General features: G+C 57.3%; 24 protein-coding genes and 3 pseudogenes. 17 read left to right on the top strand and 10 right to left on the bottom strand.

Translation table 11 applies throughout. The features are described from left to right. Positions 1 to 21 precede the first annotated feature (21 nt). Positions 22 to 420 carry a helix-turn-helix domain-containing protein gene (locus AC3WVQ_RS29780; RefSeq protein ID WP_051659587.1) on the top strand — a complete coding sequence of 133 codons (399 nt, stop codon included), beginning with the start codon at positions 22 to 24 and terminating at the stop codon, positions 418 to 420. Between the two features lie 152 nt (positions 421 to 572). Here the strand turns inward: AC3WVQ_RS29780 and AC3WVQ_RS29775 are convergent, their stop codons facing one another. Further along, positions 573 to 1,796 (bottom strand): DUF8612 domain-containing protein, encoded by a 1,224-nt coding sequence (locus AC3WVQ_RS29775; RefSeq protein ID WP_192358628.1) that lies wholly within the window; start codon positions 1,794 to 1,796, stop codon positions 573 to 575. Positions 1,797 to 2,021: 225 nt separating this feature from the next. Between AC3WVQ_RS29775 and AC3WVQ_RS29770 the strand changes: the two genes are divergently transcribed. After that, the gene (locus AC3WVQ_RS29770; RefSeq protein WP_492383384.1) at positions 2,022 to 2,300 is read left to right on the top strand and encodes a hypothetical protein; all 279 of its coding nucleotides are present in this window, start codon (positions 2,022 to 2,024) and stop codon (positions 2,298 to 2,300) included. Beyond that, positions 2,209 to 2,733 (top strand): IS30 family transposase, encoded by a 525-nt coding sequence (locus AC3WVQ_RS29765; RefSeq protein ID WP_192358593.1) that lies wholly within the window; start codon positions 2,209 to 2,211, stop codon positions 2,731 to 2,733. The genes AC3WVQ_RS29770 and AC3WVQ_RS29765 overlap by 92 nt, the downstream gene beginning before the upstream one ends. A gap of 436 nt (positions 2,734 to 3,169) precedes the next feature. Here AC3WVQ_RS29765 and AC3WVQ_RS29760 read toward each other — a convergent pair. The 3 genes and pseudogenes from AC3WVQ_RS29760 to AC3WVQ_RS29750 form a co-directional block, all read right to left on the bottom strand. After that, a pseudogene (locus AC3WVQ_RS29760) lies at positions 3,170 to 4,499 on the bottom strand (TRAP transporter large permease). A 3-nt stretch (positions 4,500 to 4,502) separates the two neighbouring features. Continuing rightward, positions 4,503 to 5,075, bottom strand: a complete 573-nt coding sequence (locus AC3WVQ_RS29755; RefSeq protein ID WP_082566442.1) for a TRAP transporter small permease subunit — start codon at positions 5,073 to 5,075, stop codon at positions 4,503 to 4,505. Positions 5,076 to 5,133: 58 nt separating this feature from the next. After that, positions 5,134 to 6,108 carry a TRAP transporter substrate-binding protein DctP gene (locus AC3WVQ_RS29750; protein ID WP_192358626.1) on the bottom strand — a complete coding sequence of 325 codons (975 nt, stop codon included), beginning with the start codon at positions 6,106 to 6,108 and terminating at the stop codon, positions 5,134 to 5,136. Positions 6,109 to 6,129: 21 nt separating this feature from the next. Here AC3WVQ_RS29750 and AC3WVQ_RS29745 point away from each other — a divergent pair. Both AC3WVQ_RS29745 and AC3WVQ_RS29740 read left to right on the top strand, forming a co-directional pair. Then, a pseudogene (locus AC3WVQ_RS29745) lies at positions 6,130 to 6,330 on the top strand (glutaredoxin); the annotation flags it as partial. A gap of 458 nt (positions 6,331 to 6,788) precedes the next feature. Further along, a complete protein-coding gene (locus AC3WVQ_RS29740) occupies positions 6,789 to 7,289 on the top strand; it encodes a hypothetical protein (protein WP_246810460.1) in 501 nt (166 codons plus the stop codon). 375 nt (positions 7,290 to 7,664) lie between these two features. Here AC3WVQ_RS29740 and AC3WVQ_RS29735 read toward each other — a convergent pair whose 3' ends face one another. Continuing rightward, positions 7,665 to 7,856: a helix-hairpin-helix domain-containing protein gene (locus AC3WVQ_RS29735; RefSeq protein WP_034801532.1), complete on the bottom strand. Its 192-nt coding sequence runs from the start codon at positions 7,854 to 7,856 to the stop codon at positions 7,665 to 7,667. Between the two features lie 573 nt (positions 7,857 to 8,429). On the opposite strand from AC3WVQ_RS29735, the gene AC3WVQ_RS29730 reads away from it, so the two are divergent. The 6 genes from AC3WVQ_RS29730 to AC3WVQ_RS29705 all read left to right on the top strand — a co-directional run bounded on the left by AC3WVQ_RS29730 (position 8,430) and on the right by AC3WVQ_RS29705 (position 13,319). Beyond that, positions 8,430 to 8,696, top strand: coding sequence for a Y4lK-related protein (locus tag AC3WVQ_RS29730; protein ID WP_192358590.1), 267 nt, complete (start codon positions 8,430 to 8,432; stop codon positions 8,694 to 8,696). Positions 8,697 to 9,595: 899 nt separating this feature from the next. Further along, a complete protein-coding gene (locus AC3WVQ_RS29725; RefSeq protein WP_348646660.1) occupies positions 9,596 to 9,961 on the top strand; it encodes a Y4lK-related protein in 366 nt (121 codons plus the stop codon). Between the two features lie 3 nt (positions 9,962 to 9,964). Continuing rightward, positions 9,965 to 10,231, top strand: coding sequence for a hypothetical protein (locus tag AC3WVQ_RS29720; protein WP_192358587.1), 267 nt, complete (start codon positions 9,965 to 9,967; stop codon positions 10,229 to 10,231). Between the two features lie 121 nt (positions 10,232 to 10,352). Further along, a complete protein-coding gene (locus tag AC3WVQ_RS29715) occupies positions 10,353 to 10,808 on the top strand; it encodes a hypothetical protein (protein WP_192445571.1) in 456 nt (151 codons plus the stop codon). 1,097 nt (positions 10,809 to 11,905) lie between these two features. Continuing rightward, positions 11,906 to 12,166 (top strand): hypothetical protein, encoded by a 261-nt coding sequence (locus AC3WVQ_RS29710; RefSeq protein WP_192358635.1) that lies wholly within the window; start codon positions 11,906 to 11,908, stop codon positions 12,164 to 12,166. A gap of 889 nt (positions 12,167 to 13,055) precedes the next feature. Continuing rightward, positions 13,056 to 13,319, top strand: coding sequence for a hypothetical protein (locus AC3WVQ_RS29705; protein WP_034803523.1), 264 nt, complete (start codon positions 13,056 to 13,058; stop codon positions 13,317 to 13,319). A gap of 55 nt (positions 13,320 to 13,374) precedes the next feature. On the opposite strand, the gene AC3WVQ_RS29700 is transcribed toward AC3WVQ_RS29705, so the two are convergent. The 3 genes from AC3WVQ_RS29700 to AC3WVQ_RS29690 are packed head-to-tail and all read right to left on the bottom strand — an operon-like array spanning position 13,375 to position 14,749. After that, a complete protein-coding gene (locus tag AC3WVQ_RS29700) occupies positions 13,375 to 13,875 on the bottom strand; it encodes an Hsp20/alpha crystallin family protein (RefSeq protein ID WP_192358579.1) in 501 nt (166 codons plus the stop codon). A 25-nt stretch (positions 13,876 to 13,900) separates the two neighbouring features. After that, positions 13,901 to 14,305: an Hsp20/alpha crystallin family protein gene (locus AC3WVQ_RS29695; protein ID WP_110819539.1), complete on the bottom strand. Its 405-nt coding sequence runs from the start codon at positions 14,303 to 14,305 to the stop codon at positions 13,901 to 13,903. 9 nt (positions 14,306 to 14,314) lie between these two features. Then, positions 14,315 to 14,749: an Hsp20/alpha crystallin family protein gene (locus tag AC3WVQ_RS29690; RefSeq protein WP_192358577.1), complete on the bottom strand. Its 435-nt coding sequence runs from the start codon at positions 14,747 to 14,749 to the stop codon at positions 14,315 to 14,317. A 527-nt stretch (positions 14,750 to 15,276) separates the two neighbouring features. Between AC3WVQ_RS29690 and AC3WVQ_RS29685 the strand changes: the two are divergent. Next, positions 15,277 to 15,484: pseudogene (locus AC3WVQ_RS29685) on the top strand (type II toxin-antitoxin system RelE/ParE family toxin). After that, entirely contained in the window at positions 15,474 to 15,797 is a 324-nt protein-coding gene (locus AC3WVQ_RS29680; protein ID WP_110819541.1) for a helix-turn-helix domain-containing protein, read from the top strand. Before AC3WVQ_RS29685 ends, AC3WVQ_RS29680 begins: the two are co-directional and overlap by 11 nt. 108 nt (positions 15,798 to 15,905) lie before the next feature. Here AC3WVQ_RS29680 and AC3WVQ_RS29675 read toward each other — a convergent pair whose 3' ends face one another. Continuing rightward, positions 15,906 to 16,415, bottom strand: a complete 510-nt coding sequence (locus AC3WVQ_RS29675; protein ID WP_192358633.1) for a hypothetical protein — start codon at positions 16,413 to 16,415, stop codon at positions 15,906 to 15,908. On the opposite strand from AC3WVQ_RS29675, the gene AC3WVQ_RS29670 reads away from it, so the two are divergent. Both AC3WVQ_RS29670 and AC3WVQ_RS29665 read left to right on the top strand, forming a co-directional pair. Then, on the top strand, positions 16,354 to 16,653 hold the full coding sequence (locus AC3WVQ_RS29670) for a DUF982 domain-containing protein (protein WP_192358575.1): 300 nt from the start codon (positions 16,354 to 16,356) through the stop codon (positions 16,651 to 16,653). The genes AC3WVQ_RS29675 and AC3WVQ_RS29670 overlap by 62 nt on opposite strands. A 20-nt stretch (positions 16,654 to 16,673) precedes the next feature. Next, positions 16,674 to 16,943 carry a hypothetical protein gene (locus AC3WVQ_RS29665; RefSeq protein ID WP_192358573.1) on the top strand — a complete coding sequence of 90 codons (270 nt, stop codon included), beginning with the start codon at positions 16,674 to 16,676 and terminating at the stop codon, positions 16,941 to 16,943. Between the two features lie 144 nt (positions 16,944 to 17,087). On the opposite strand, the gene AC3WVQ_RS29660 is transcribed toward AC3WVQ_RS29665, so the two are convergent. After that, complete coding sequence (locus AC3WVQ_RS29660; RefSeq protein WP_246810461.1) at positions 17,088 to 17,561, bottom strand: HipA N-terminal domain-containing protein; 474 nt, start codon at positions 17,559 to 17,561, stop codon at positions 17,088 to 17,090. Between the two features lie 146 nt (positions 17,562 to 17,707). Here AC3WVQ_RS29660 and AC3WVQ_RS29655 point away from each other — a divergent pair, with 146 nt between their 5' ends. Both AC3WVQ_RS29655 and AC3WVQ_RS29650 read left to right on the top strand, forming a co-directional pair. Further along, entirely contained in the window at positions 17,708 to 18,052 is a 345-nt protein-coding gene (locus AC3WVQ_RS29655) for a hypothetical protein (protein WP_192358571.1), read from the top strand. A 303-nt stretch (positions 18,053 to 18,355) separates the two neighbouring features. Continuing rightward, positions 18,356 to 19,861, top strand: a complete 1,506-nt coding sequence (locus AC3WVQ_RS29650) for a globin-coupled sensor protein (RefSeq protein ID WP_492383383.1) — start codon at positions 18,356 to 18,358, stop codon at positions 19,859 to 19,861. Positions 19,862 to 20,634: the final 773 nt, after the last annotated feature.

Here is a 20,634-nt window from a genome sequence, read left to right as displayed (position 1 = left end):
GCGCGCCCCGGCCTCGAGCTCGTGCTACTGCGTCACGCGAAACGTTATATCGAGGCTCGCCTCGACGCCAGCACGCTGAACATCGTTGCGATCTGCAACATTGTCGCCGTATCCCGCCGGACGCTTTATCGCTTGTTCGAAACGGAAGGTGGCGTTGTCCATTACATCCAGAGCCGTCGGCTCGAGCGGATTAGGTCTATTTTGGCCAATCCCAGGGATATGCGCCGCATCTCCGACATTGCGGCCGACTTCGGATTTTTGAGAGGCGATCATTTCGCCCGCGCCTTCAAACAGCAGTACAGGCAAAGCGCACGGGAGCTTAGGCAATCGGTGAAATCAGACGGACGACCGAATACGGGTCTGGCGGTACAGGCCCCACACGCTGGATTCGACGATTGGATAAGGCAACTTCCGTCATAGGAGGTTGACCGATTTGCTGCTTGGCACGTTTCTCAGCGTCTGCGGACGATTCCCTCGCCTTGAAGGGAATCGAACCTGAGGCCTATTGGTTATCGAGACCTTGGAAGTCTCAAAAATGCTCGGGTCTGAATACTGAGCGAAATTCTCACGCGCTACCGCCACAACGCCGATATTGGCACAGCGGACAAACGTTCTCCGAAAGGGACCACTTTGTGGTGGTCATACAAGACCATGCCCGAAACAAACCGTTCTCCGGATGCTTCGGCCAAAATTCGCAATCCGGAAAAATCGGAATTCGAGACGGATGCTGCCGCCTTTATTTCGATACCGACGATCCGCCCCCTTGTATCTTCGATGACGATATCGACTTCGTTCTGCTGCTTGTCTCGAAAATGCGAAAACTCGAAGCGGGTTTGCCCGCCGCTGGCGAGTTTAAGGATCTCGGCAAAAACGAAAGTCTCCAGCAATGCCCCGAACTGACCCCTGTCGCCGTGGAGACGGTCGAGAGAGAGGTCACGAAGGGATGCGAGAAGACCAGAATCGAGGAAATGTATTTTCGGTGTTTTCGTGAGGCGTTTTAGTTTGTTCGAAAACCAGGGTTGTACGGTTCGAGCGAGGAACAGGCTCTGGAAGATGCCGACATATTTTTGCGTTGTAATGTGGTTCATCCCAATGGCCGCGCCAATTCCAGAATAGTTGACGAGCTGTCCCGAATGCTCTGCCAGGATGCGTAGGAGGCGCGGCATTTGAGCAATCTGCTCGATTTGCGCGACATCGCGAACGTCGCGTTGAACGATCGCCTGGATATAATCCGCATACCAGTCCTGTCTGCGGTTCAAGGTTTTGCGGGCCAGCGCCTCGGGATATCCACCGGCCAGAACCGCAGCCATGAGGTCGTCTCCGAAGAATGGCTCTCCGGCCTTGGCTTCGTTTTGGAAGGCGTCGCGCAGGAAGCTGCTGCCGGCGGTTCTGATCTCGCTTTGCGCAAGCGGCAGCAATCGAACAACCTCCATTCGCCCTGCGAGCGAGTCTGCCACGCGTGGCAACGTCATGAGATTGGCTGAACCGGTCAGAAGGAACCGCCCTGGGCGCTGGTCGGTATCCACGCTTTCCTTGATGGCCAACAGCAGTTCGGGCGCGCGCTGAATTTCATCGATGATGGCGCGATCCATACCTCTTACAAAGCCAACGGGATCCTGTCGCGCTGCGTCCAGGATGGTTGCATTATCCAGCGTGTAATACTCCATCCCCTCGTTGGCCATCTTCTTAGCCAACGTCGTTTTTCCTGATTGTCTGGGACCTACGATCAGTACGACTCGCGTGTCTGACAGGGCGTCGGCAACGCGTTGCTCAACGAGCCTTGGATACAGCGCCACAGCTTCATTCCTTTGATGACTGTTTGAAACTACGACGATGACCAATTGAAAGTCAAGGAGTGACGGTTTGAAATCTACGTGGCGACTGATTGAAACTCGAAACCAGAAGTGGGTAGCATGTCAGATTGCGGCATGAGGGAAGCCACAGGCCATGAAAGGGGAGTGGGAAAAAGGTGGGGGTAAGAAATTTCGGCTAAGCAGGAGCCTTTTCTGAAGGGGCTTTCGTTGGCGTACGACATCCACAAAGAGCGGCGGCAGCGCCTGAGGAAGCTTGTGCGGCACCCGCAATTGCGCGAGCTGGTGATCGAGCAGATGAAGACACCTTGGTCACCGGAACAGATTGCCGGTCGTCTGCTCGCCGATGGCGTCAGCGCCGTGCGGGTCTGCAGCGAGACGATCTATCGCTTCATCTATGGCAAGGAAGATCAGGCGCTGGAACTCCATCAGCATCTGGCGGAAGGCCGCAGCAAACGCCGCCCCCCGCAGCTCGAGGAAACCCCGTGACGGCACTTTTCCGGCTGCCTGCAGGATATCGCAACGCCCTGATTTCATTGGTGATCGTTCGCAGTTCGGGCATTGGGAGGGCGACTTGTTGATCTTCGAACGTGATTTCGGCAACGCCAACCTGATCTCGTTGGTCGAGCGCAAAAGCCTCTACACCGTGATGATCAAGAATCCGAGCCGGCGCTCGAGACCGATCATGGACAAGATCATCGAAACGTTCTCACCTTTGCCAGCCTTTGCCCGGCAGAGTTTCACCTTTGATCGCGGCACGGAGTTCGCCGCTTTAGGGCTTTGGAAGATGGCATCGGCGCGCGGAGCTGGTTCTGCGACCCCAGTGCGCCGTGGCGGAAAGGTGCGGTGGAAAAACGCCAACAAGCGCAGCCGCCGCTTCACGCCCAGCGATACCGATCTCACCGCCGTCACCCAGCAATAGCTCGTCGCGCTCGTCCACCATCTGAACGCGCTGCCACGCAAGTGCCTGCGTTACCGCACACCCGCCGAGGTCTTCATAGCGCATTTGCGAGACTGCGCGTGATGCCCTACCCTTCACACGGCAATGTTGCACTTGGACTAGATTCTCCAGGTTTAACATTGGACCTGGAGGCATTGGCAACCAGAGCCGCTGTGATAACTGAGACCCTCGGATCTTATTCCGCACCGAGGCTATGTTCGACGAACAGAGAGCCGCTCGATGTTCTTCGTCTTGGCGGAACCACGGTCACGCCCAGCTCTCCTCCCCAACGAGCCTGGCTAAGGCTTTAATGCCGCAGTTCCTCGGGAGCGAGGTCTACGTACCGGCCAGTTGTATGGTCCTGACGGATAACAGCCAAACGACACCGTCAATCGACTACGATTGAAGGAAACATGGGTTAGTTATCGTCGGTAATGCCCGGGAACGCGATCAACATGGAGACGGCGAGGATCTGTAACATGACGAACGGAACAAGAGCCCGGAAGATGATCCCCAGCGTAATGCCCGGAGGGGCCACTGACTTCAGGTAGAAGGCGGCCGGCCCAAAGGGCGGCGACAGGAACGACACCTGCATGTTCATGCAGAAGAGAACGCCGAACCAGACCGGGTCCATGCCGAGCGACTTGATGATCGGTACGAAGATCGGCATCGTGAGAAGGGCTATCCCGACCCAACCCAGAAAGGCGCCCAGCACGAACAGGATCAACATCATCACCAGCACGATCACAGTCGGATTATCGGAAATGCCGGTGATCATGCCAGAAACGAAATTCACGCCGCCCATCAACTTGTAGACGCCCACGATGGCCGTGGCACCTATGCCGATCCAGACAATCATGCCCACAGTCGATAGCGTCTGCATCGCCGCATCGCGCAGCAGTCTATATGAGAACTCCCCCCGCAGAATGGTCGAAAGGATGACCCCACCGACTCCGATTGCGGAGGCTTCAGTTACGGACGCGATGCCGCCATATATCGAGCCGAGAACAACGAAGACGACAAGCACCGGCAGGGCAAGACCCTTAAGGAGCCGGAGTTTCTCTTCTGTTGGGATCGGCGTCATATCTACCGGCGGCACAACGCCGGGCGTAAAGTAGGCGCACACGAGAATATGGGCTACATAGAACATCGCCAGCATGAAGCCAGGCAAGAAGGCTGCCGTGAACAAATCACCGATAGAAACGTTCGCCGTCAGGCCATAGATGATCAGGACGATGGAAGGCGGGATCATCGTGCCGAGCGAACCGCCCGCGCAGACGACGCCGATCGCCAGGTTGCGATCATATCCGAGACGCAGCATCTGCGGCAGCGATAAGGCCGAGAAGAACGATCTCGCCGCCGATGATACCGCTCATGGCAGCGAGGATCACCGACACAAAGACGGTTTGAACCGCAACGCCGCCGCGTATTCGGCCGGCAAAAAGCTTCATGGCATCGAAGAGGTCGCGTGCGATGCCGGAGTGGTCGAGTATCGCGGCCATAAGGACGAACATCGGCACCGAAACGAATACGAAGTTCATCACAAAGGAATAAACGCGGCTCGTAATGAGCGGGATCGACATGGGCCCGAACCAACCGAGCGCGAAGATAAGTGCTACGAGAAGTGTGACAAAGGCGAGCGGCATGCCGGAGAGTAGCAGCCCTACCATCATCACGAACATAAGCAGGGTGCCCCAACCGATGCCGAGCGCCTGCAGATTGATGCTGAAATCAAACAGATCGGTCATCGTTCAGTCCTTTGAAGCTCGCTTGGCGTAGTTGACGGCAAGAATCAGAAACTGAACGACGAGCAGGATCATAACCAAGAGGATAAAGATCTTGATCAGGGCCGGCGTCGGCGGGCTCCAGGCACTACCGGTCGTCTCCAGGCGGACCTCGCCGGAAGGAGTGACCACGGCCCGTTCGACCATGTGATAGGCGGCAAAGGCGAAGAAGCCGCTGGCAAGGGCGCTAACAAGGGAGATGACGATGTCGGCGATCCGGCGCGCGCGGGGAGAGAAATGATCATAGAGCAGAACGACGCGGATATGGGTGTTGCGGGCGGTGCAATAGAGGCCGCCGAAGATGAAAGCGACGCCGCAAAGGAAGACCGTCGTCTCATGTGCCCAGATCGTCGGGCTGTTCAACACGTATCGCAGGAATACTTCCACAAGCAGTATGAGCGCTGCGAGCACGATGCCGACGGCAAAAACATAGCCAGCTTTGTCGATGAGACGGCCGAGCATGCCGGCTTCGGGAACGGCCCCGACGACCTCGGCGCCCATGGCGGCCCCGGCGTCCTCTGAAAACGTGTCTCTTGTCATGCCCCTCTCCCTCGGCACGAGAAAACGACGGCCCGGAGCGGGCCGCCGCATGGTTGGGTCAGAGCAAGCCCTTTTCCTTCAGGTAGGCCGTCAGCGTGTCGAACACCTTCTGGGCCATTGGCGAACGCTTCGCGATATTCTCCCATTCGGCGACCCCAAGCTTGCGAAACTTGGCACGCTCCTCGGCCGACCAATCGTGGATCGTAATCGAGCCTTCGGCCTTGGCCGCCTCCACCGCCTTCTGGTCGGCGGCCTTGAGACCGTTGATCTGGGTCTGCTGGAATTCCTTGACAGTTTCCTCAAGGATTTTCTTGAGGTCATCCGGCAGCGCTTCCCATTTCGCCATGTTCATGGAGACCTCGACGAGTGGCAGCGAGTGGAAGCCTGGATACACCGGATGTTTCGCAACGCCATTGAGGCCCTGCGCCTGATTGACCGAGAATACGGAATAATCGGCCGCATCGACGACGCCCTTGTCGATCGACGTAAAGACTTCGGAGGACGGCAGATTGACCGGGGCAGCGCCAAAGGCTGCAAACACGTTGGCAATCGGACCTTCCGGGGCGCGCATCTTCAGCCCCTTGAGATCATCGACACCATCAAGCGGCACACGCGAGACGAACGCTTCCAGCCCCGGAGTGGAAACGCCGATAAAATGCAGGCCGTAGGAGCCCAGCAATTCCTGCATGATCTCCTTGCCACCGCCGTTCTCCACGAAGTCGATCATCTGCGCCGGATCGGACCAGGCGCCGACCGGATTGGAGATCAGGCCGAAAGCCGGATCCTTGCCGGCCCAATAGGACGAATCGCAGATCTGACCATCGAGAATGCCGCCTGCAACCGCATCAAGCGTTTCGTTATATTCCACGACCGAACCGACCGGCAGAAGCTCGATCTTCACCTTGCCGCCGGAGCGCTCGGCGACGAGGTCGGTCCAACCTTTCTGATATTCGAAGTTCGGGTTGCCCGCCGGGTCCGAAGACTGGAAGCGGAACGTGAATTCCTGCGCAAGCGCAGTGCCGGCAAGGCCGATGGCCGTGACGACGGCAAATAGCTTGCAATTCCGGTTGCGTTCGTAATCGGCACCATTGGTGCCATTTCCGTCTTCAAGGCCGTTTACATTGACCGCCGTAAGCTGAAATGTGCTTGCGTCGGCGGCGACAGCAATGTCCCGTTGGGCCTTATCTCACTCACTGAAAACCTAATGTTGATTGCTATGGCGGTCTGGATGCTCATCAATCGAATAGAGGGATAGCATGTCCTATGTAACGGGGCTGGTAGGGCTCGGCCATGGGTTACGATGCGACGGCTACGAGGAGAAAATCAAGCTGGCAAGGAACCAATTTCAACCTCAGAGATTGAATAGGTGGGCTGGCGAGTTCCATCCTGCCGGCCCGGCAGAAGGACGACACTCTCATGGCCCCTTAATCGCCTTTCGGGGCCATTCTTTTTCTGGCCTGCCCTTGGAAGCGAATTCTACGCCTCCTATATAAGCTAATGCGCATTTAGATCCCCGCCCTTCGGAGACTGAAGGCGCCTGACGGCTTCACCATTAGTGAAGTCGTGTAGCCGGCCTCGTCGCCCCCCACGACGAGGCCGTTTCTTAGAGTCGCCTTTCCGAGCACACCCGTAGAATCTCTGAACCATTGGGCGCATAGTATAGCGCGTTAGAACTAGCGCGGGCCGCCTGCCGCCCCACGCGAAGGAGGCCGCATGTCTTCCAAGGATCCAGATCTAGATATAGACGCCGAAGACATCAGCCTTTTGGTTGAAATACTAAAAGCCGCTGGTTATCTCGAAGCCAAAGAAAGAGATGAACGCGCCGAAAAGCTTGCTCTGGCGCGATTCCTGACGGCCGCCATTCAGCGGGGCGAACTGACAAAGGCGCAACTGACCGCCTTTCTTGGGAAGAGCGGCGCGCCAGGCGGACAAAATCAAATTGCAGCCCAAACGAAAACGGAAGCCATCAATCGGTGGGAGAATGAAGGTGGCGCAATCGCACGTTCACCTTTTGAGCTTCCTCCAAGTCCGGTTCGACGCGCACCCGCTTCATTCATAGGAGGTGTCAGTGCACATACCGCCCAAACTCGCAATTCAACATCTTGGTCCCCGAGATCTTGCCTTGATACGAAAAGTCTTCGAAACGGCCTGTGCCAAAACTCGCATTCCACATCTCAGCAAGCGCGCCGTCCGCCTAGCAAGCTTCATCGCTGATGAATACCGGCTTGGGAACAAGGATGAAACTTCCCTTCTAGAGTGCGCTATCTGGTTCGGTACCGCCCGCATTCCCTTAGCAACTGAGGACAGATCACCCAGCGACACCCAAGTTGCAGCGACGAGAGAGGGTAGAGGTCGGGCGGGCTTGCGCAAAACCGGCGTGCCCAAAAGCCAGGGCTAGACACGCTCCCGAACATGCCATCGCCACCCAGTTAGCGCCCGGATTGGCGACACCACCGCCAGGACGCAGCGGTAGAGGAGCTTTTCCACGCAGGTGAAGAGAATGCTCAAAGTCTTTATAGCCGCGGGCGAATATCGAGAAGTTCAATGAACTGATTTCGAAGGAGGTGGCCCGGTAATGGCTTTCAGGCCTCACGTCTTTGCAGGGTCTCTGCCCAATGCATCACAGATTTTCTGCCACGATTTTGCGCCCATTCCCTTCATCCGCAACGCGTCCGTCGTGGGAACGTGCTTCATGTCATCGACGGTCTCAAACCCCCGTCGTTTGAGCTCGCCGAGGAGCTTTGGGTTTCTCAGCCTCAAGTCTGAAAGCTTCGTGGTCATGCCCGCATCAGATCAGGCTTTCGCCCGACGCGCAATTTGTGGGATTCTCCAAAAGGCTCGGAATTTGTCGCCGCACGTGATAGTCTTAGAACGAGCCCGAGTGATCCCTTTCGCCTGCTCGGGCTTCTTGGCACAGCACACAATTCGGCCCCGCACTTTGGGGCCATTTTTTTTTGCGAAGGCAGGAACTCAATAACGCCGTCGGCGTTTCTCGCCTGTGGCAGCCCTGAGTCCCCCGATCAGGATGACGCCTTCACGATCCGCCCGGATCTGAAACTCATGAAAGTGCCCCATGGCCTCGCTCTCCCCGGCGAGGCCATACTTTTTGGCGGGGACCGCTTTGCTCCTCTGAGGAAGCGCCTTCCCACCCACCCACAATCTGGCATTGTGCGCGGCCGAGAGGGGGAACCTCATGTCCTACGATTGGGAACGTGCCAGGCGTCGACGGTACAGGCACGCGCGGCTCGGGCTTTGATTGCCTTAGCAGCATGACTGGTCGCTCTCGCTTCAGCGCAATAGCCTAGCGGATCTCCCGAATCCCTACCCTTCCTGCTCGATCAAAGGAGGATTAATATGGCCCAAAGCAAGCCGCGAAAGATGAAGCCGAGCGAAATACCGGATTTGGTGTCTGAGATTATTGCGGCCGGTTGCGATATCACCGCCATAGGGCATGACAAGTACGTACTTGGTGATATCGAGGAGCAGGATGCAGCGCTTGAGGATCTTGACCGGATCGGCGACAAATTCGGCGAGCGCGATCACCTGAAGCTGCAGATCGTCGCCTATCTCTGGTCCATCGGCCGATACATAGAACTGGAGATCGAAGGGACGCGGCATTGACTGCGTCCCAGAGATAGGGACAACAGACAAGCAGCGCTGTGTATATGAGGAAAATGGACTGTTCCTCAGATGTGCAATCGTGCATTGTGCGCCACCGAGAAGGAGGCGCTGATGTCTTACGATTGGGAAGGGGCAAGACGACAAAGGTACAAGGGCGCTCGGATTGGCTTCTGATCGCCTTGGCCGCTTGGCTTATCGCCCTCGCGTTAACGCCATAGCTGGAACGAGCCGATGGCCCGAAAGATCGCCGTCATCGCCTGCATTGTGGCTACTGGATTAGCTCTGGCGGGCTGTGCGGGCCGCTCTTGCCGCGATTGGCCGGGCACCTGCATTATTCAGTGATGGGGCCCGAAAGATAGGATCCCCCCAGCGGTAGCAAAGCCGTATGCGCCCCCAAATTGATTACGCGACTACCCCTTTCGCATAGTTGCGATCGGTCCCCATTTTTGCGACGATACAACCGTGATCGCGCAACAGAAATAATCCATGGTTGTACTTCTCATTGCCGCGCGATCACTGAATAATGTACGCATTGCGTTTTTTATGGTTTGACGACCTTCCACGATGAAGCCCCGCATCCCCTGCGGGGCTTCATTCGCTTGAGTGCGTGCGAGTAGAAGACGCACACGCTCTTTCGTGGCCCGTTGCCTGCGATTTGGGGGCCATTTTCTTTGCAGAGACGGAACTCAGAACCGCCGTTTGCGTTTCTGGCTTTGTGGAACCCTTCCCCGATCAGGGTGACACCTTCACAATCCCTCCGGAAGTGAGGTCTGCTCAGTGCCGATGGCCTCGTCGCCGCCCGACGGGGCCATTTCTTTTCAAGCCCCCAAAATTTCGGGAGTATTCTTGCTCCTGTCGGCCATGGCAGGGCTCGTCATAACCTCAACGGAGGACCTGACATGACGGAGAATGACCGCCGCCAAATGAACGCCAGCGAGATCCCCGCATTCGTCGTCGACGTGATCGAGGCCGGGTGCAACATCTGCGCAGTCGGGCATGAACGCTACGTGCTCGGGGATATAGACGAGCAACATGCCGCGATCGAGGAGCTTGAGCGGATCAGGGAGAAGTACGGCGACCGTGATCCGCTGAAGCTGGAGATTCAGTGCCTGACGGGCAGTGGGCGGGAGAGGTTCACTTTCGCTCAGATGGAGACCAGGGAGCGGGTTCAGCGCACCCATTGCGGCGCTGCCCGCAGCATGCAAAAAGAAGACATTCTGGAAATCTGTCGTGACGCGGCAAATATGACGCGACAAAGGCTGTGACAAATGTCGTTGGTCAAGCTCGGACGGGCGCAGCTCTCCTTGGTATTGCCCTATCACCGTGAACAGTTGCGAGCAGCCAAGAACCCGACGCCGTACGATCTGTTCGAGTCCTACGCGTTGGCCGCGCAGACCCTCGACAATCTGCTGACGGAGCACCGCCGCCGCGAGGAATTGATCAACGAGTATCAGGCGCTGTGCCTGGACATGCAGGCCGAAGTCATCGCGCTGCTGAAGCAAATTGAGCTAGCGGCACCTCAATCCCGAACCTGAGATTTTGAAGGAGCCAGCCCGCCTCCAGAGGTGCATACTCAGCCCATCGCCGGACTGTAAAACAGCCTCTGGCGACTGGGAGATCATAATCGCTTTCGGCCCGAGTGGAGGAGATTGCGCTATGATTAGCCATCCGCAATCTGGGTACATGCTTCCTGACGGCTTCCGTGTTGTCTCTTCTGTATTTGTTGAGAAGATAGTGAACAGCCGACATATTTCTCGGCACAGTAAGGAAAGTGAGTGCCTGGCGCGATATGCGCTCAAGTTTTGCATGAACGGCACGGGGGATGCGTGGGAACTTGAACAGAAGCTCAAGAACGTTTGTGTGTTCGTCAATCGTCCGCCGCAACCTGCCCCTCGCGACGACGAGTTCTCGGCTTTTCTGCCTGAGCTACTGGCATGGGCGCGCAGCCTAACGACCTCACCGGTTGAGGCGGACGCTCTCGCCGAACAGACACTCGGTTACGCCATCGAGCATTTCGACGAGTTTCGCGAAAACCCCGATCTACGAGAGTGGCTCGTCGGGCTGATGATGGAGCGTCGCTTTGGCCGCGGGAGTAACCGGCGCCCACATTGACGTGAAGCAGAGCCGAAAGGCGCTCGCGCTATGGTGATTTGCATGCGACCGGAGGCAGTTGATATGTTGTATTCACGATGCGATAAGCTGGACCTGTAGGGTGAAGCGAAAGAGTTCTGGGCGCTTCACCCTTTTTTTGTCTCGTAGCCTTGTCAGCGAAAGACGCGGCAACGGCTTGAAACGCCCCCATGATCACGTCCGTGTGGCACTAAATTAACCCGCTCCCGCGCAATCTACGGTCGGTTGCCATTGTCCCTGCACGTTACAACTGGCACTCAGAACCGCAGCCACCGACCTCGGGGTTGCGGTTTTGCCGTTGGGCGCGGGGAAAAATCGGCAGGAGAGCTCGTCGCTTTAGCGAGGTCGCTCGCAATTGAAATTTCGATTTAACCCTTCCTTGGCTGCGCCATCTTAGATTGCCCTGAAATGGGGGAGAAAATGCAGAAACTCAGGGAACTAGGACGGCGCCGTTTATCGGTGAGACTACCGAAATTCCGACGGGCGCTCGAAGGTGATGTCTGTCCGGCGGAGCTGGATGACCTTTTCGAGGCGTATGCACTCGCAGCCGAACGGTTAGAAGAATTCCGAGAAGCAGAACAGCCAGATCAACGTCTTGTATTCGAGTACGAGGTGGCAAGCAGAGGGATACAAGAGGAGGTATCCCGCCTCCTGACTGCTATCCAGGGCAATGCCGCGAACACCACCATTCCTGTTGCATCGCTCCGAGACGCAAAAAGGCCCCAGAGTCCCACGAGGGTGATCCGGGGCCTTTCCGTCTGAGCGTTCGACTTCTACAGACACAACATTTTACGCCGCCAACCAGTTGGGACGCAATCGGTACGCCCGGTCAGTGTCAGGGGTTTGATCGCCCATAGACTGCAAGCTCAGGGTCAATCGTTAGATGCTCTTGCCGAGCGGCCTCAGGGGCCTGGTTCGTTCGGTATGCCTGAATGAGCAAATGCCGATCGTCGTTCAATTCAGGCGCCTGCTCTGTCGGACGCCAATAGAGCAAATCAAGAACGGCCTCGCCGAGATCTCGCATATGAATAGACATTTGATTCCTCACCGCTTGGTCGGGGGATAACGCGCGAGCACGAATGGGGTTTCACGACATTCCGGTTGCCCGACGAGGCATCGCGAACCCGCTAGCGGCGATGGCGCTCATCGGATTTACCTCTTTGTCAGGAAAACGCGCCACCATCCACGCACGGCATGATGCCGGCTGGGGGAACATGATAGGCTATGATTGGGATGGCGCTCGCGGGCGCCGCATGAAGATCGCGCGAATTGGAACGGCCGTCGCGCTAGCGGCCCTGCTGGTGTCCGTCGCGACCGAGGTGGTGACCCGATCGCTGTAACCGTTATGCGGGTTGGCCCACGCCGCCCGGCGCTATGAGAGCCTCGAGGGCTTCAATCCGAGCGACGAGATCCGTCGTCTGCGTAGCAAGAGTTTCGATCTGCGCTCAGCAACTCTATCGGATGCCACGCTGCTGTCATGGCCGAGGAGCAGGTCAAGACCATCGCGACTGGACCCGACTGGGCAAGCAGGCGCTGGACTTTCCCTTGTCCTGTTTTGTCGCAGTGCCGTCGTTTGGCACGGTTGTAATTAATGCCCGCTCTTCACATTTACCGCTTGCCCAAGCCGCACGGCGGTAAGTCGGCTGCGGACTCTTCGCCTTGATGAGAATCGAGCGAACTTTTGTGCCCACCGTTATTAAGCGAGTACGGTAATAAACAAAACTTCCGTTTCGTTTATTAAGAGACGGTGCGATTTAACTTCAGCGCAACAATCGACTCAGGAAGGCCATGGACAGCAACGATTCCAACACCAACGGGCGAGTGGACCGCTTTGTGGAAATCGCTGTCGGTGGTGAGCGAGTCGCGGCCGAGATAAACACCGTGCTTTTTCAAAGCTGCGCCCGTTGAGGCTGCAACTGCCAGATCCCCGGTTACGGCCGATTCACTAAACGAAGCCGGCCGACGCTGCATTTTGGTTGCATCAGAATGGTGTGCCCGTTCAGGAAAACGGATGTTGGAGACAGAGGGAAGAATTGGCAGTTGAACTCGCGTTCATCAGGCGTTTCAATGGTCGCGACTTCACCCCTTGATGCCTTTAGCACATCGGTGCCCACGGGTTCTGGCGATTACCATCCCAACGGCGCCACGCTGACTGTTTAAGAAGGGTACTCTTCGTGGTATTTTGCAATTCGAGCCTGCACCAGGGACCCGTGTGACCGGAAGAGATCGATGAGCGGTGACAATTCGCCAATCGTCTCCGAAGAGGAGATCGCTCTCTACGATGCCATCGAACGAGCGATCGCGAATGTTCGCGCGGCTCTTGTTGAAATCGATCGCGCTTGGGTTCGCATCACTGCGGAACGGCCCAATCCGACTGCCGCTGCTTTCGGCGCTCTGGATAGAGCAGACGAGATGCTGACCGTCGCCCGAGCAGATCTCGCCCGCGCCCGCGCTTCGCTGATGGCCTATCCACGGACGAGACCTCTGCAGTAATCGCTAAGAAATGCGGCGGTTTCGCCCGCCGCATGTCACGACCGTGAAGTCGATGTCAGCTCGCCTTCACCTCGATCTTCCTAACACGCGACAACGCTTCCTCCGTTTTTGGAAGCGTCACGGTCAGGACGCCGTTTTTGAACTGGGCGGCGACTTTGTCCTCGTCGACGCCCGACGGTAACGGGATCGAGCGGTAGAACGACCCGTAGGAGCGTTCCAACAAGTGATACCCCTTCTTGCTCTCTTCCTGCTCACTCTTCTTTTCTCCCTTGATCGTGAGCGCGCTGTTCGTCAGGGAGACATCGACGTCCTTCTGGTCGATTCCAGGAAGCTCCACCGAAACCTCAATCGCACTCTCGGTTTCGGTGACGTCCATTCGCGGCCCGCCGGTATCCCAGCGCCCGAAGGCTCCGAAGGGTTGATCGAGCCGCTTCCAGAAATCTTCGAAAATACGGTTCACGTCGCGCTGCAAGGAAAAGACGGGGTTTCCCTCGTCTGACTTCGCAATTTCGCTTCCCTTGTTACTGGCCCAGGGAATCAGATCTCTAATCTGCATGGTCAACCTCCTTTCTCCGCACGAATTACGCCATCTTCAGCTTGATCTTTCTCGCCTTTGCCGGCGCGACCTTCGGCAGGACCAACCGCAGGACGCCGTTCTTCTGCGATGCCTCGATACTGTCCCGATCGATATCTTCGGAGAGGGTGAAGACGCGCTCATAATTGCCCGCGCCGTATTCGGCATAGATTTGGCGATAGTTGTCGTGCTGTTCGTCCGTCGCGTAGCCCCGAATCGCCAGCGTCCGCTTCTCGAGCGTGATGTCGACACCCTCTGAAGCGACGCCCGGCATGTCCACGAGAACAACGACATTGTCCTCTGTCTCATAGATATCGGTGCGCGGGACAAACACCGGGCGCGAACGGGTCGGTTCGCCACCGTCAAGCTTGCTTGGAGCCCGGCGTTCAGTCGTTTTCAGTTCCTGAGCCATTTTGGCCTCCTATCCTTTGATCTGGATCTTCTTCGGTCGATCCGTCTCGGGCCGGTGTAGTTCGACTTCAAGAAGCCCGTTTGCGAAACGCGCCTCGACCTGTTCCGGATCGACGCGGAAAGGCAATTGCACCGTTCGAGAGAAGTTTCCGTACACTCGTTCGCGCCGGTGCCAGACGGATCTCTCGTCCTCCGTTGGGGATCCGCGTTCGCCCCTCAATGTCAACGTGTTCTCGCGAACCGTCAGATCGACCTCTTCAGCCGCGATCCCAGGCAATTCAGCAGTCACCGCTACGCTGCCCTCACCCATCCAGAGGTTGACGGGTGGAAACTCGTGGGCGGCTTTGGCAGTCATGTCGGACAAACGCTGATTCATTTCCTGCTGCATTCGCCGCATTTCCAGAAATGGGTCGAATCCCATGCGGCCAAAATCCGATATCAGCATGTGCATCCTCCTTCGTTTCATAATCAGCCGTTGTTGTTGCTTAAAACGCGCCAAGTACGTGCATGCCGGAGGCCGCAGGATCGGAGACGGACGGAACTGACGATCAGAAGACCGAGACGGTCGATCGCACAACAGCTACGCAAGGGGGTCGGGCAGACGCCGGACCATATCCTCCTTGCGAAGAGATATGAACCGAACCAGTCCAACGCATAAATGGACCATCGTTCCCGTGCCAGGATCCGAGAGGGCATCCGGCAAAAATGAGGTAGGTGAGAAAAGCGCGCGTTTCAAGGGCCGACGTTTGCTTGAGAGTAGGACACACTGGAGATGGTTGCGAACCACTAAGGCCGTTCCTTGCCGCAGGACGACGCGGCGCTTGCTGCCAGCATCTTGAACCAAGGGTGGAGGCGGCAAGTCTCCGCGATTTTTCCCGACAACTTGATAGGTGTAGCACCTAGTGCTATATGAAGCGATGCAGACGGACTTTCAGAACAGCATGATTTTTCAAGGCAGCGAAGAAAGCGCGGATCTCAGACAAGGCCCTCCGCAAGGCGATTGAGCAGGCCGCGTGAGGGTTGTTCGCCTATCTGTTCGCGAAGAAGGACCGCGCAAACATCGATGACGACAAGCTCCTGGCTTTTCGGAAGCTCGCCGAACTCTAGCGGCGCAAGACGCAGGCGGAGCTTGATGCCGAAATGGGACCGGCGCCTATTGGAGATTTGCAATGACGACTAAGCGCAAGTTCAAGAGCGATGCCTTTGAGGCGATCCATAGCGCCGTCGAAGACATGTATGCGGCAGGCACCATCGACAAGGAAACCATGAAGACCTTTGATGAGACTTGCTTGTCCATCCCGCAGCAGCTGTCGCCGGGTGAGATCAAGGCGCTGCGCGAGAACAACCATGTCAGCCAGCCAGTCTTCGCGCGCTATCTCAACACCAGCGGGTCCACCGTACAAAAGTGGGAAACCGGCGCCAAGCGGCCGAGCGGCCCCGCATTGAAGCTGCTCTCGATCGTCCGGAAACACGGTCTCGAAATGCTGTCTTAGGAGACGGCGCTGCGGACTGGTCGTGCGGCCTTCATGCAGCGCCTACGTCTCACCTGCCCGGCCGCGCCAGGGATCGGGCGGACCCTGCGTGCCCTCCTGAGAACCTTGTCAAAGTTCATCGTCCTTTCCCGGGCCTTGCGACTGGAACGTTACCCAGCTTTGTTGGGGGCCATCAGCCACAGCCTTTACGATGAGTGACGTTAATACGGACGTGGCGATTTGCTGGGATATCGCCCCGGCTTGTGCCTCGGAGGCAAGGGCCTCCGCTGCGCCCAGAAGACCGACGCACACGGGGCGCAAGCGCTCACCTTCTAGGCCGGAGAACGGCCGAAGCGCGTCACACATCAGCTCGACGTATACGTTGAGCATGAGCCGTTGCTGTGCGGCCATCTCCTCTGTCCCTTTTAGTGCGGCGGAGATTGCAGGATCGCGTCCTGCCGCGCCCACCACATCCTGATCGCCAAACGCCTGGTGTCGGAGGTCTTGAAAACCAATCTCAGCATTCCCAGATGATTTTCCATCTTCTTTCATCCGGTTAGATAGGAAGGAGGGAAACATGTATCTTCCGGAGATGCCATGGTCTGTACCGTTGCAGGTAACGTTCCAGAACGGCAGCAATCGCACCTTCTCATCGGTCTTCGACGCGCTCGTTTTTCTGGAGAACGAGTGGCCGCGACGTCGCGGACGACGCTACGAGCAAGCCGTCGAAGTCTGTCGGCGCACCCTTAACCGAAAGATGCCGGTTGCGATCGCGCGTGAAGCTTTCGTCGCTGCTTGTCTGGAGGCCGGTCTCCCAGCGAACCCGCTAGCCCACCTCACCAGCCCGAGACGGGATGACAGGCGCTCCGCCGCATAGGTGAGGATGGGAATGCTTCGATGTTTGACCCCGTGGAAGGTGCCTGGATAAGCCCGACCGAGTTGAACTTCCTGCAAAGGATCTTCGACCGGGTTTGCATGTGGTGCCAGATTGATCGGCCCAGCAAGCGTGCCGACCACCTCGCGACTTACCTGTTGCATGAATATCGGGCTGGCATCCGCGACGAGACAGCTCTTTTCGAAGCAGCAATGTGGCGGGAGGCGCGCCGTTCAAAGTCCAGCCCCATGCATGAGCATGACAAAGGGCTCGACGACACAATAATCAACTAGACATTTGGCGCGCCGTGCTCATGGCGCGCCAATCGTCTGAACCATTCGCCGTCGATGATGCTCCAGTTGGCGAGGGGCGCGATCGCCGACGATAGACTGCCGCGACAATCATTTCCGATCCCCGCGCTAGCTTACGGCCGACATTTACGCGGCTCGTTTTACTCCGAGATTTTCCAAGCTCACCCTGCATGGTGAGGTGCTCAAGCTTGGCGGAGATGGGAGAGCTGTCAACGATACGGCTGAAAGCGATAACCGAAACCAGCGCGCCAAGCCTCCAAGCGTCAATCCCGGACGTTCTGCAGACCTGAAACCGCGCGTCAGGGGCTGACCGTGACTTCGTTGATTTCCGGGAGCCGTGCGGCATCGTCCGGCGGTCGGATGCTGACGACCCCGATACCATCTGCGCCGTAAAGAAGGAGCAGCAAGGTCTTCTTCAACAACTTGTGCCGACCGTGCCTGTTCTTCGCGTAACCATCCTTCCGGGCCAAGGTGCTGGAAGAACGGGTGCAGGCCGACCTTCCATTCGTGTTCATGTTGCGTGAAAGGGAAGCAGCAGGCGATATTGTCTTTATTCCACGACCCACGTGCGGCGGATTCATCCGCGCTTCTCAGTGCCATTCAGCTATGCCTTCCCTGAGCGAAGGCGTTAGTGACGCACAGCACCCGATCTCGGTGGCGGTTCGAGAGTCTCGTGACCTCCGAAGATTTAAGATGGCGTTCAGCTATATTAGCTAAGAGACACGAATGTGAATCGGGGGCGACACATGAGCGAATTTCAAAACAAAGCCGTTCGTTTGACGGCAGCTTGCGATGGCAGGGCTGCCGCCGGCGATATCGTGGAACGTCGGAAAAGATTCTTGGGAGCCGCACTCGAGCTTACTCAGGCATTAGAAGCCCCGGCTCTTGGTGGCAAGAACCTGCCCGTTGGCGGAAACACCACTCGATCTCCAGACCTTATTATTGGCGACTTGATGAAAGAACTGGCCGTCATTGGCCACCTCTTGGATATCGACGTTATGCAAGCCGGTCATAATACCCTTGACCGTCGGATGAGAGAAATTAGGAAGGCTTTCAAGGCGGCGTCGGTGAGAACAAAACAATCCGCCTGAAGGCTACCGGGCAATGAACTTCGAAACGTGGTCGCCCGAAAGCGAAACGCCTTACAGCCGCTCGATACGCACACGCTCCCGACGTCTTTGCGTCGGTGTTGTCCGGGGGAATATCCAGTGGCGGGCGGAGAGAGCGGAATGGGTAGAGACTGCGCGTGCAGTAGCGCGCGCCTTCGAGGAGGCTTGCAACCTGAACCGATGCCAGAGGCAATTCGTCGCGCCCACGTTGTGCTGCTAACCAGAAATTAAGCATGGCCGAATATTCTCATACTCAATCGCTTCGAGCACAAAGCGGAGTTTACGATGACTATTCAGGCAAGAAATTCTGACCTGCAAGACCGCCTCGATTTTGTGGGTCTTGATGAACGCCAACGCCGCAGCTTGGCAAACGTGCAGCCCGTCATAGGCACGGCTATCGGTCATGCGCTCGACGCGTTTTACACGAAAGTGTCGAAACATCCGAAAACGGCAAGATTCTTCTCGGACGATGCTCATATTGCTCACGCCAAAGATCGCCAAGTCAAGCATTGGGAGATTATCGCCTCCGGCACATACCAGTCTGATTACGTCGAGGGGGTGACAACAGTCGGACGCGCTCACGCCCGTATCGGGCTCGAACCCCGCTGGTACATCGGCGGATACGCCATGATCCTGGACGGCATCATTCGCGCCGTTGTTAATCAAGAGCTTAAAGGTATCCTGCATGGCCGCAAAGCTCAAAAGGTCGGAGATGATCTAATGGCAGTAGTGAAAGCGGCCCTGGTCGACATGGACTATGCCATTTCGGTCTATCTCGATGCACTTGCCGATGAACGCGCCCGTCTGGAGGAGCAACGAGCGAGAGAAAAAGAGGAGCAGGATCAAGCGCTTTCCGCACTGGAAACCGTTCTGACAAGACTGGCGGGTGGCGATCTGACATCCGAGCTCAATGAGGCGCTTGCGCCGAGCTTCAGGGGACTAAAAGACAATTTCAACTCATCGGTCGCCGCGCTCGATCGCGCTATGCAGGAGATCGCTTCGTCAGTTGACCAGGTTCGCTGTGAAGCTGCCGGAATCGCTTCTGCCGCAAATGAGATTGCCAAGCGGACCGAGCACCAGGCCTCAGCGCTCGAGGAGAGCGCGGCGGCGCTCGAACAAATCACGACCATTGCCGGACAGTCAACTCAGAGAGCCCAGGAAGTCCAGACTGTGGTTCGGGAATCAACGGTCGAGACGAATCGGTCCGGAGAGGTGGTGAAACAAGCCGTCGCGGCCATGGGAGATATCGAAAGCTCTTCGCAGAAAATGACCCAGATCATCGGAGTCATCGATGAAATTGCGTTTCAGACAAATCTACTGGCATTAAACGCTGGTGTGGAAGCGGCTCGCGCCGGCGAGCAAGGCAAGGGGTTCGCTGTTGTCGCGCAGGAGGTGCGGGAACTCGCGCAACGTTCGGCTGGGGCCGCAAAAGAGATTAAAGAGTTGATCAACCGCTCGTCGTCAGACGTGCTTCGCGGCGTCCAGCTGGTCAACGAGACGGGTCATTCGTTATCACACATTGGAGATCGTGTGGCTTCGATCAACAGCAGCATCAGCTCGATGGCTCGGTCGGCCCAGGAACAGGCGTCCGGGATTGAGGAGATTAATTCTGCGGTCCGGAGTATGGATCAGATCACGCAACAAAACGCCACGATGATGGAGGAGACAAACGCATCTGCCCAAACGCTTTCACAGATCAGCGACCGGCTAGCGGTTTTGGTCGGCCGTTTCCGAACGAACGGTGCTGAGCACGGCCAAGAGGAACGAGCAAGGCATCTACCGGCTGCTTAGCGGCTTGCCCGACGGCCGGTGATCTCCCTCCAGTCCAACGATGGTTTTCTGAGCGACCGTCCCTGCAAGTTCGTCCGCTCTGAAACGGAAAGGTGGTGGCTTGCCGCCACCTTTCTTGCGGGTTCACGCGGTCAAGCGGTGCACCCGGCTGAGTGCGAACCACCGCAGTCTCGATTCGTGCGTTCATCCTGTTCCAGAAGAGGGCGACTGCTCAGCGGCGAACTGAGCGTTCGTTTGCCGCCCATCCGTCGCCGCCGGCTCACAAAATGCGTCGATCGGGTTCCGACTCTCCAGCAGTGAGAAGATCCGCTTCCAGTCGATACATCATGCGATTTGGAAACCCAAAACGTAAATTTACAGCAACAAGCCGTAGCCGGCTCGTGGGAGCCCGGTCTGTCCGCCCCCTAAGGCGACGTCCACGCTTAAGGCTGTGACAGGCTCTGACGCCGCCTTGCACTCGGCAATATGCTGTCCGGTATGGTCTCTAGGTTCGGGAAGGACTGGTGGCTCTGTACTGGATGAAGCGCGCGCCCGTATCTCCTCACGCTAACGGCGGGAGGAGATACGGGCCGTCTCATTGCCCTCAACGTCAGTAACATTCCTGGGTGAGGCAATAGGCGGGGTCAGATCCTCACTTCGTTTGACAGCCCGCTGAGTCTGCGAAATGCAAGAGCCCGAGGTCGCGCTGGAATCCATGCCGCAGGCGAGGTCGGGTCGTCGAGGACCTATTCCCGTACCGGCTGACGCTTAGGGCGCTCCGCTGTCGCTCCTCC

The organism is Ensifer sp. EB106-05-01-XG146, assembly GCF_058791875.1.
This window is presented reverse-complemented; position numbering and strand designations above follow the sequence as displayed.

Bases quoted from the DNA above. Each gene is read 5' to 3' on its own strand.
- AC3WVQ_RS29765 (WP_192358593.1), top strand. From the start codon at position 2,209: ATGGCAAGGAAGATCAGGCGCTGGAACTCCATCAGCATCTGGCGGAAG.
- AC3WVQ_RS29755 (WP_082566442.1), bottom strand. From the start codon at position 5,075: ATGACAAGAGACACGTTTTCAGAGGACGCCGGGGCCGCCATGGGCGCC.
- AC3WVQ_RS29740 (WP_246810460.1), top strand. From the start codon at position 6,789: ATGTCTTCCAAGGATCCAGATCTAGATATAGACGCCGAAGACATCAGC.
- AC3WVQ_RS29735 (WP_034801532.1), bottom strand. From the start codon at position 7,856: ATGACCACGAAGCTTTCAGACTTGAGGCTGAGAAACCCAAAGCTCCTC.
- AC3WVQ_RS29730 (WP_192358590.1), top strand. From the start codon at position 8,430: ATGGCCCAAAGCAAGCCGCGAAAGATGAAGCCGAGCGAAATACCGGAT.
- AC3WVQ_RS29725 (WP_348646660.1), top strand. From the start codon at position 9,596: ATGACGGAGAATGACCGCCGCCAAATGAACGCCAGCGAGATCCCCGCA.
- AC3WVQ_RS29720 (WP_192358587.1), top strand. From the start codon at position 9,965: ATGTCGTTGGTCAAGCTCGGACGGGCGCAGCTCTCCTTGGTATTGCCC.
- AC3WVQ_RS29715 (WP_192445571.1), top strand. From the start codon at position 10,353: ATGATTAGCCATCCGCAATCTGGGTACATGCTTCCTGACGGCTTCCGT.
- AC3WVQ_RS29710 (WP_192358635.1), top strand. From the start codon at position 11,906: ATGGGGTTTCACGACATTCCGGTTGCCCGACGAGGCATCGCGAACCCG.
- AC3WVQ_RS29705 (WP_034803523.1), top strand. From the start codon at position 13,056: ATGAGCGGTGACAATTCGCCAATCGTCTCCGAAGAGGAGATCGCTCTC.
- AC3WVQ_RS29700 (WP_192358579.1), bottom strand. From the start codon at position 13,875: ATGCAGATTAGAGATCTGATTCCCTGGGCCAGTAACAAGGGAAGCGAA.
- AC3WVQ_RS29695 (WP_110819539.1), bottom strand. From the start codon at position 14,305: ATGGCTCAGGAACTGAAAACGACTGAACGCCGGGCTCCAAGCAAGCTT.
- AC3WVQ_RS29690 (WP_192358577.1), bottom strand. From the start codon at position 14,749: ATGCTGATATCGGATTTTGGCCGCATGGGATTCGACCCATTTCTGGAA.
- AC3WVQ_RS29680 (WP_110819541.1), top strand. From the start codon at position 15,474: ATGACGACTAAGCGCAAGTTCAAGAGCGATGCCTTTGAGGCGATCCAT.
- AC3WVQ_RS29670 (WP_192358575.1), top strand. From the start codon at position 16,354: ATGTATCTTCCGGAGATGCCATGGTCTGTACCGTTGCAGGTAACGTTC.
- AC3WVQ_RS29665 (WP_192358573.1), top strand. From the start codon at position 16,674: ATGTTTGACCCCGTGGAAGGTGCCTGGATAAGCCCGACCGAGTTGAAC.
- AC3WVQ_RS29660 (WP_246810461.1), bottom strand. From the start codon at position 17,561: ATGGCACTGAGAAGCGCGGATGAATCCGCCGCACGTGGGTCGTGGAAT.
- AC3WVQ_RS29655 (WP_192358571.1), top strand. From the start codon at position 17,708: ATGAGCGAATTTCAAAACAAAGCCGTTCGTTTGACGGCAGCTTGCGAT.
- AC3WVQ_RS29650 (WP_492383383.1), top strand. From the start codon at position 18,356: ATGACTATTCAGGCAAGAAATTCTGACCTGCAAGACCGCCTCGATTTT.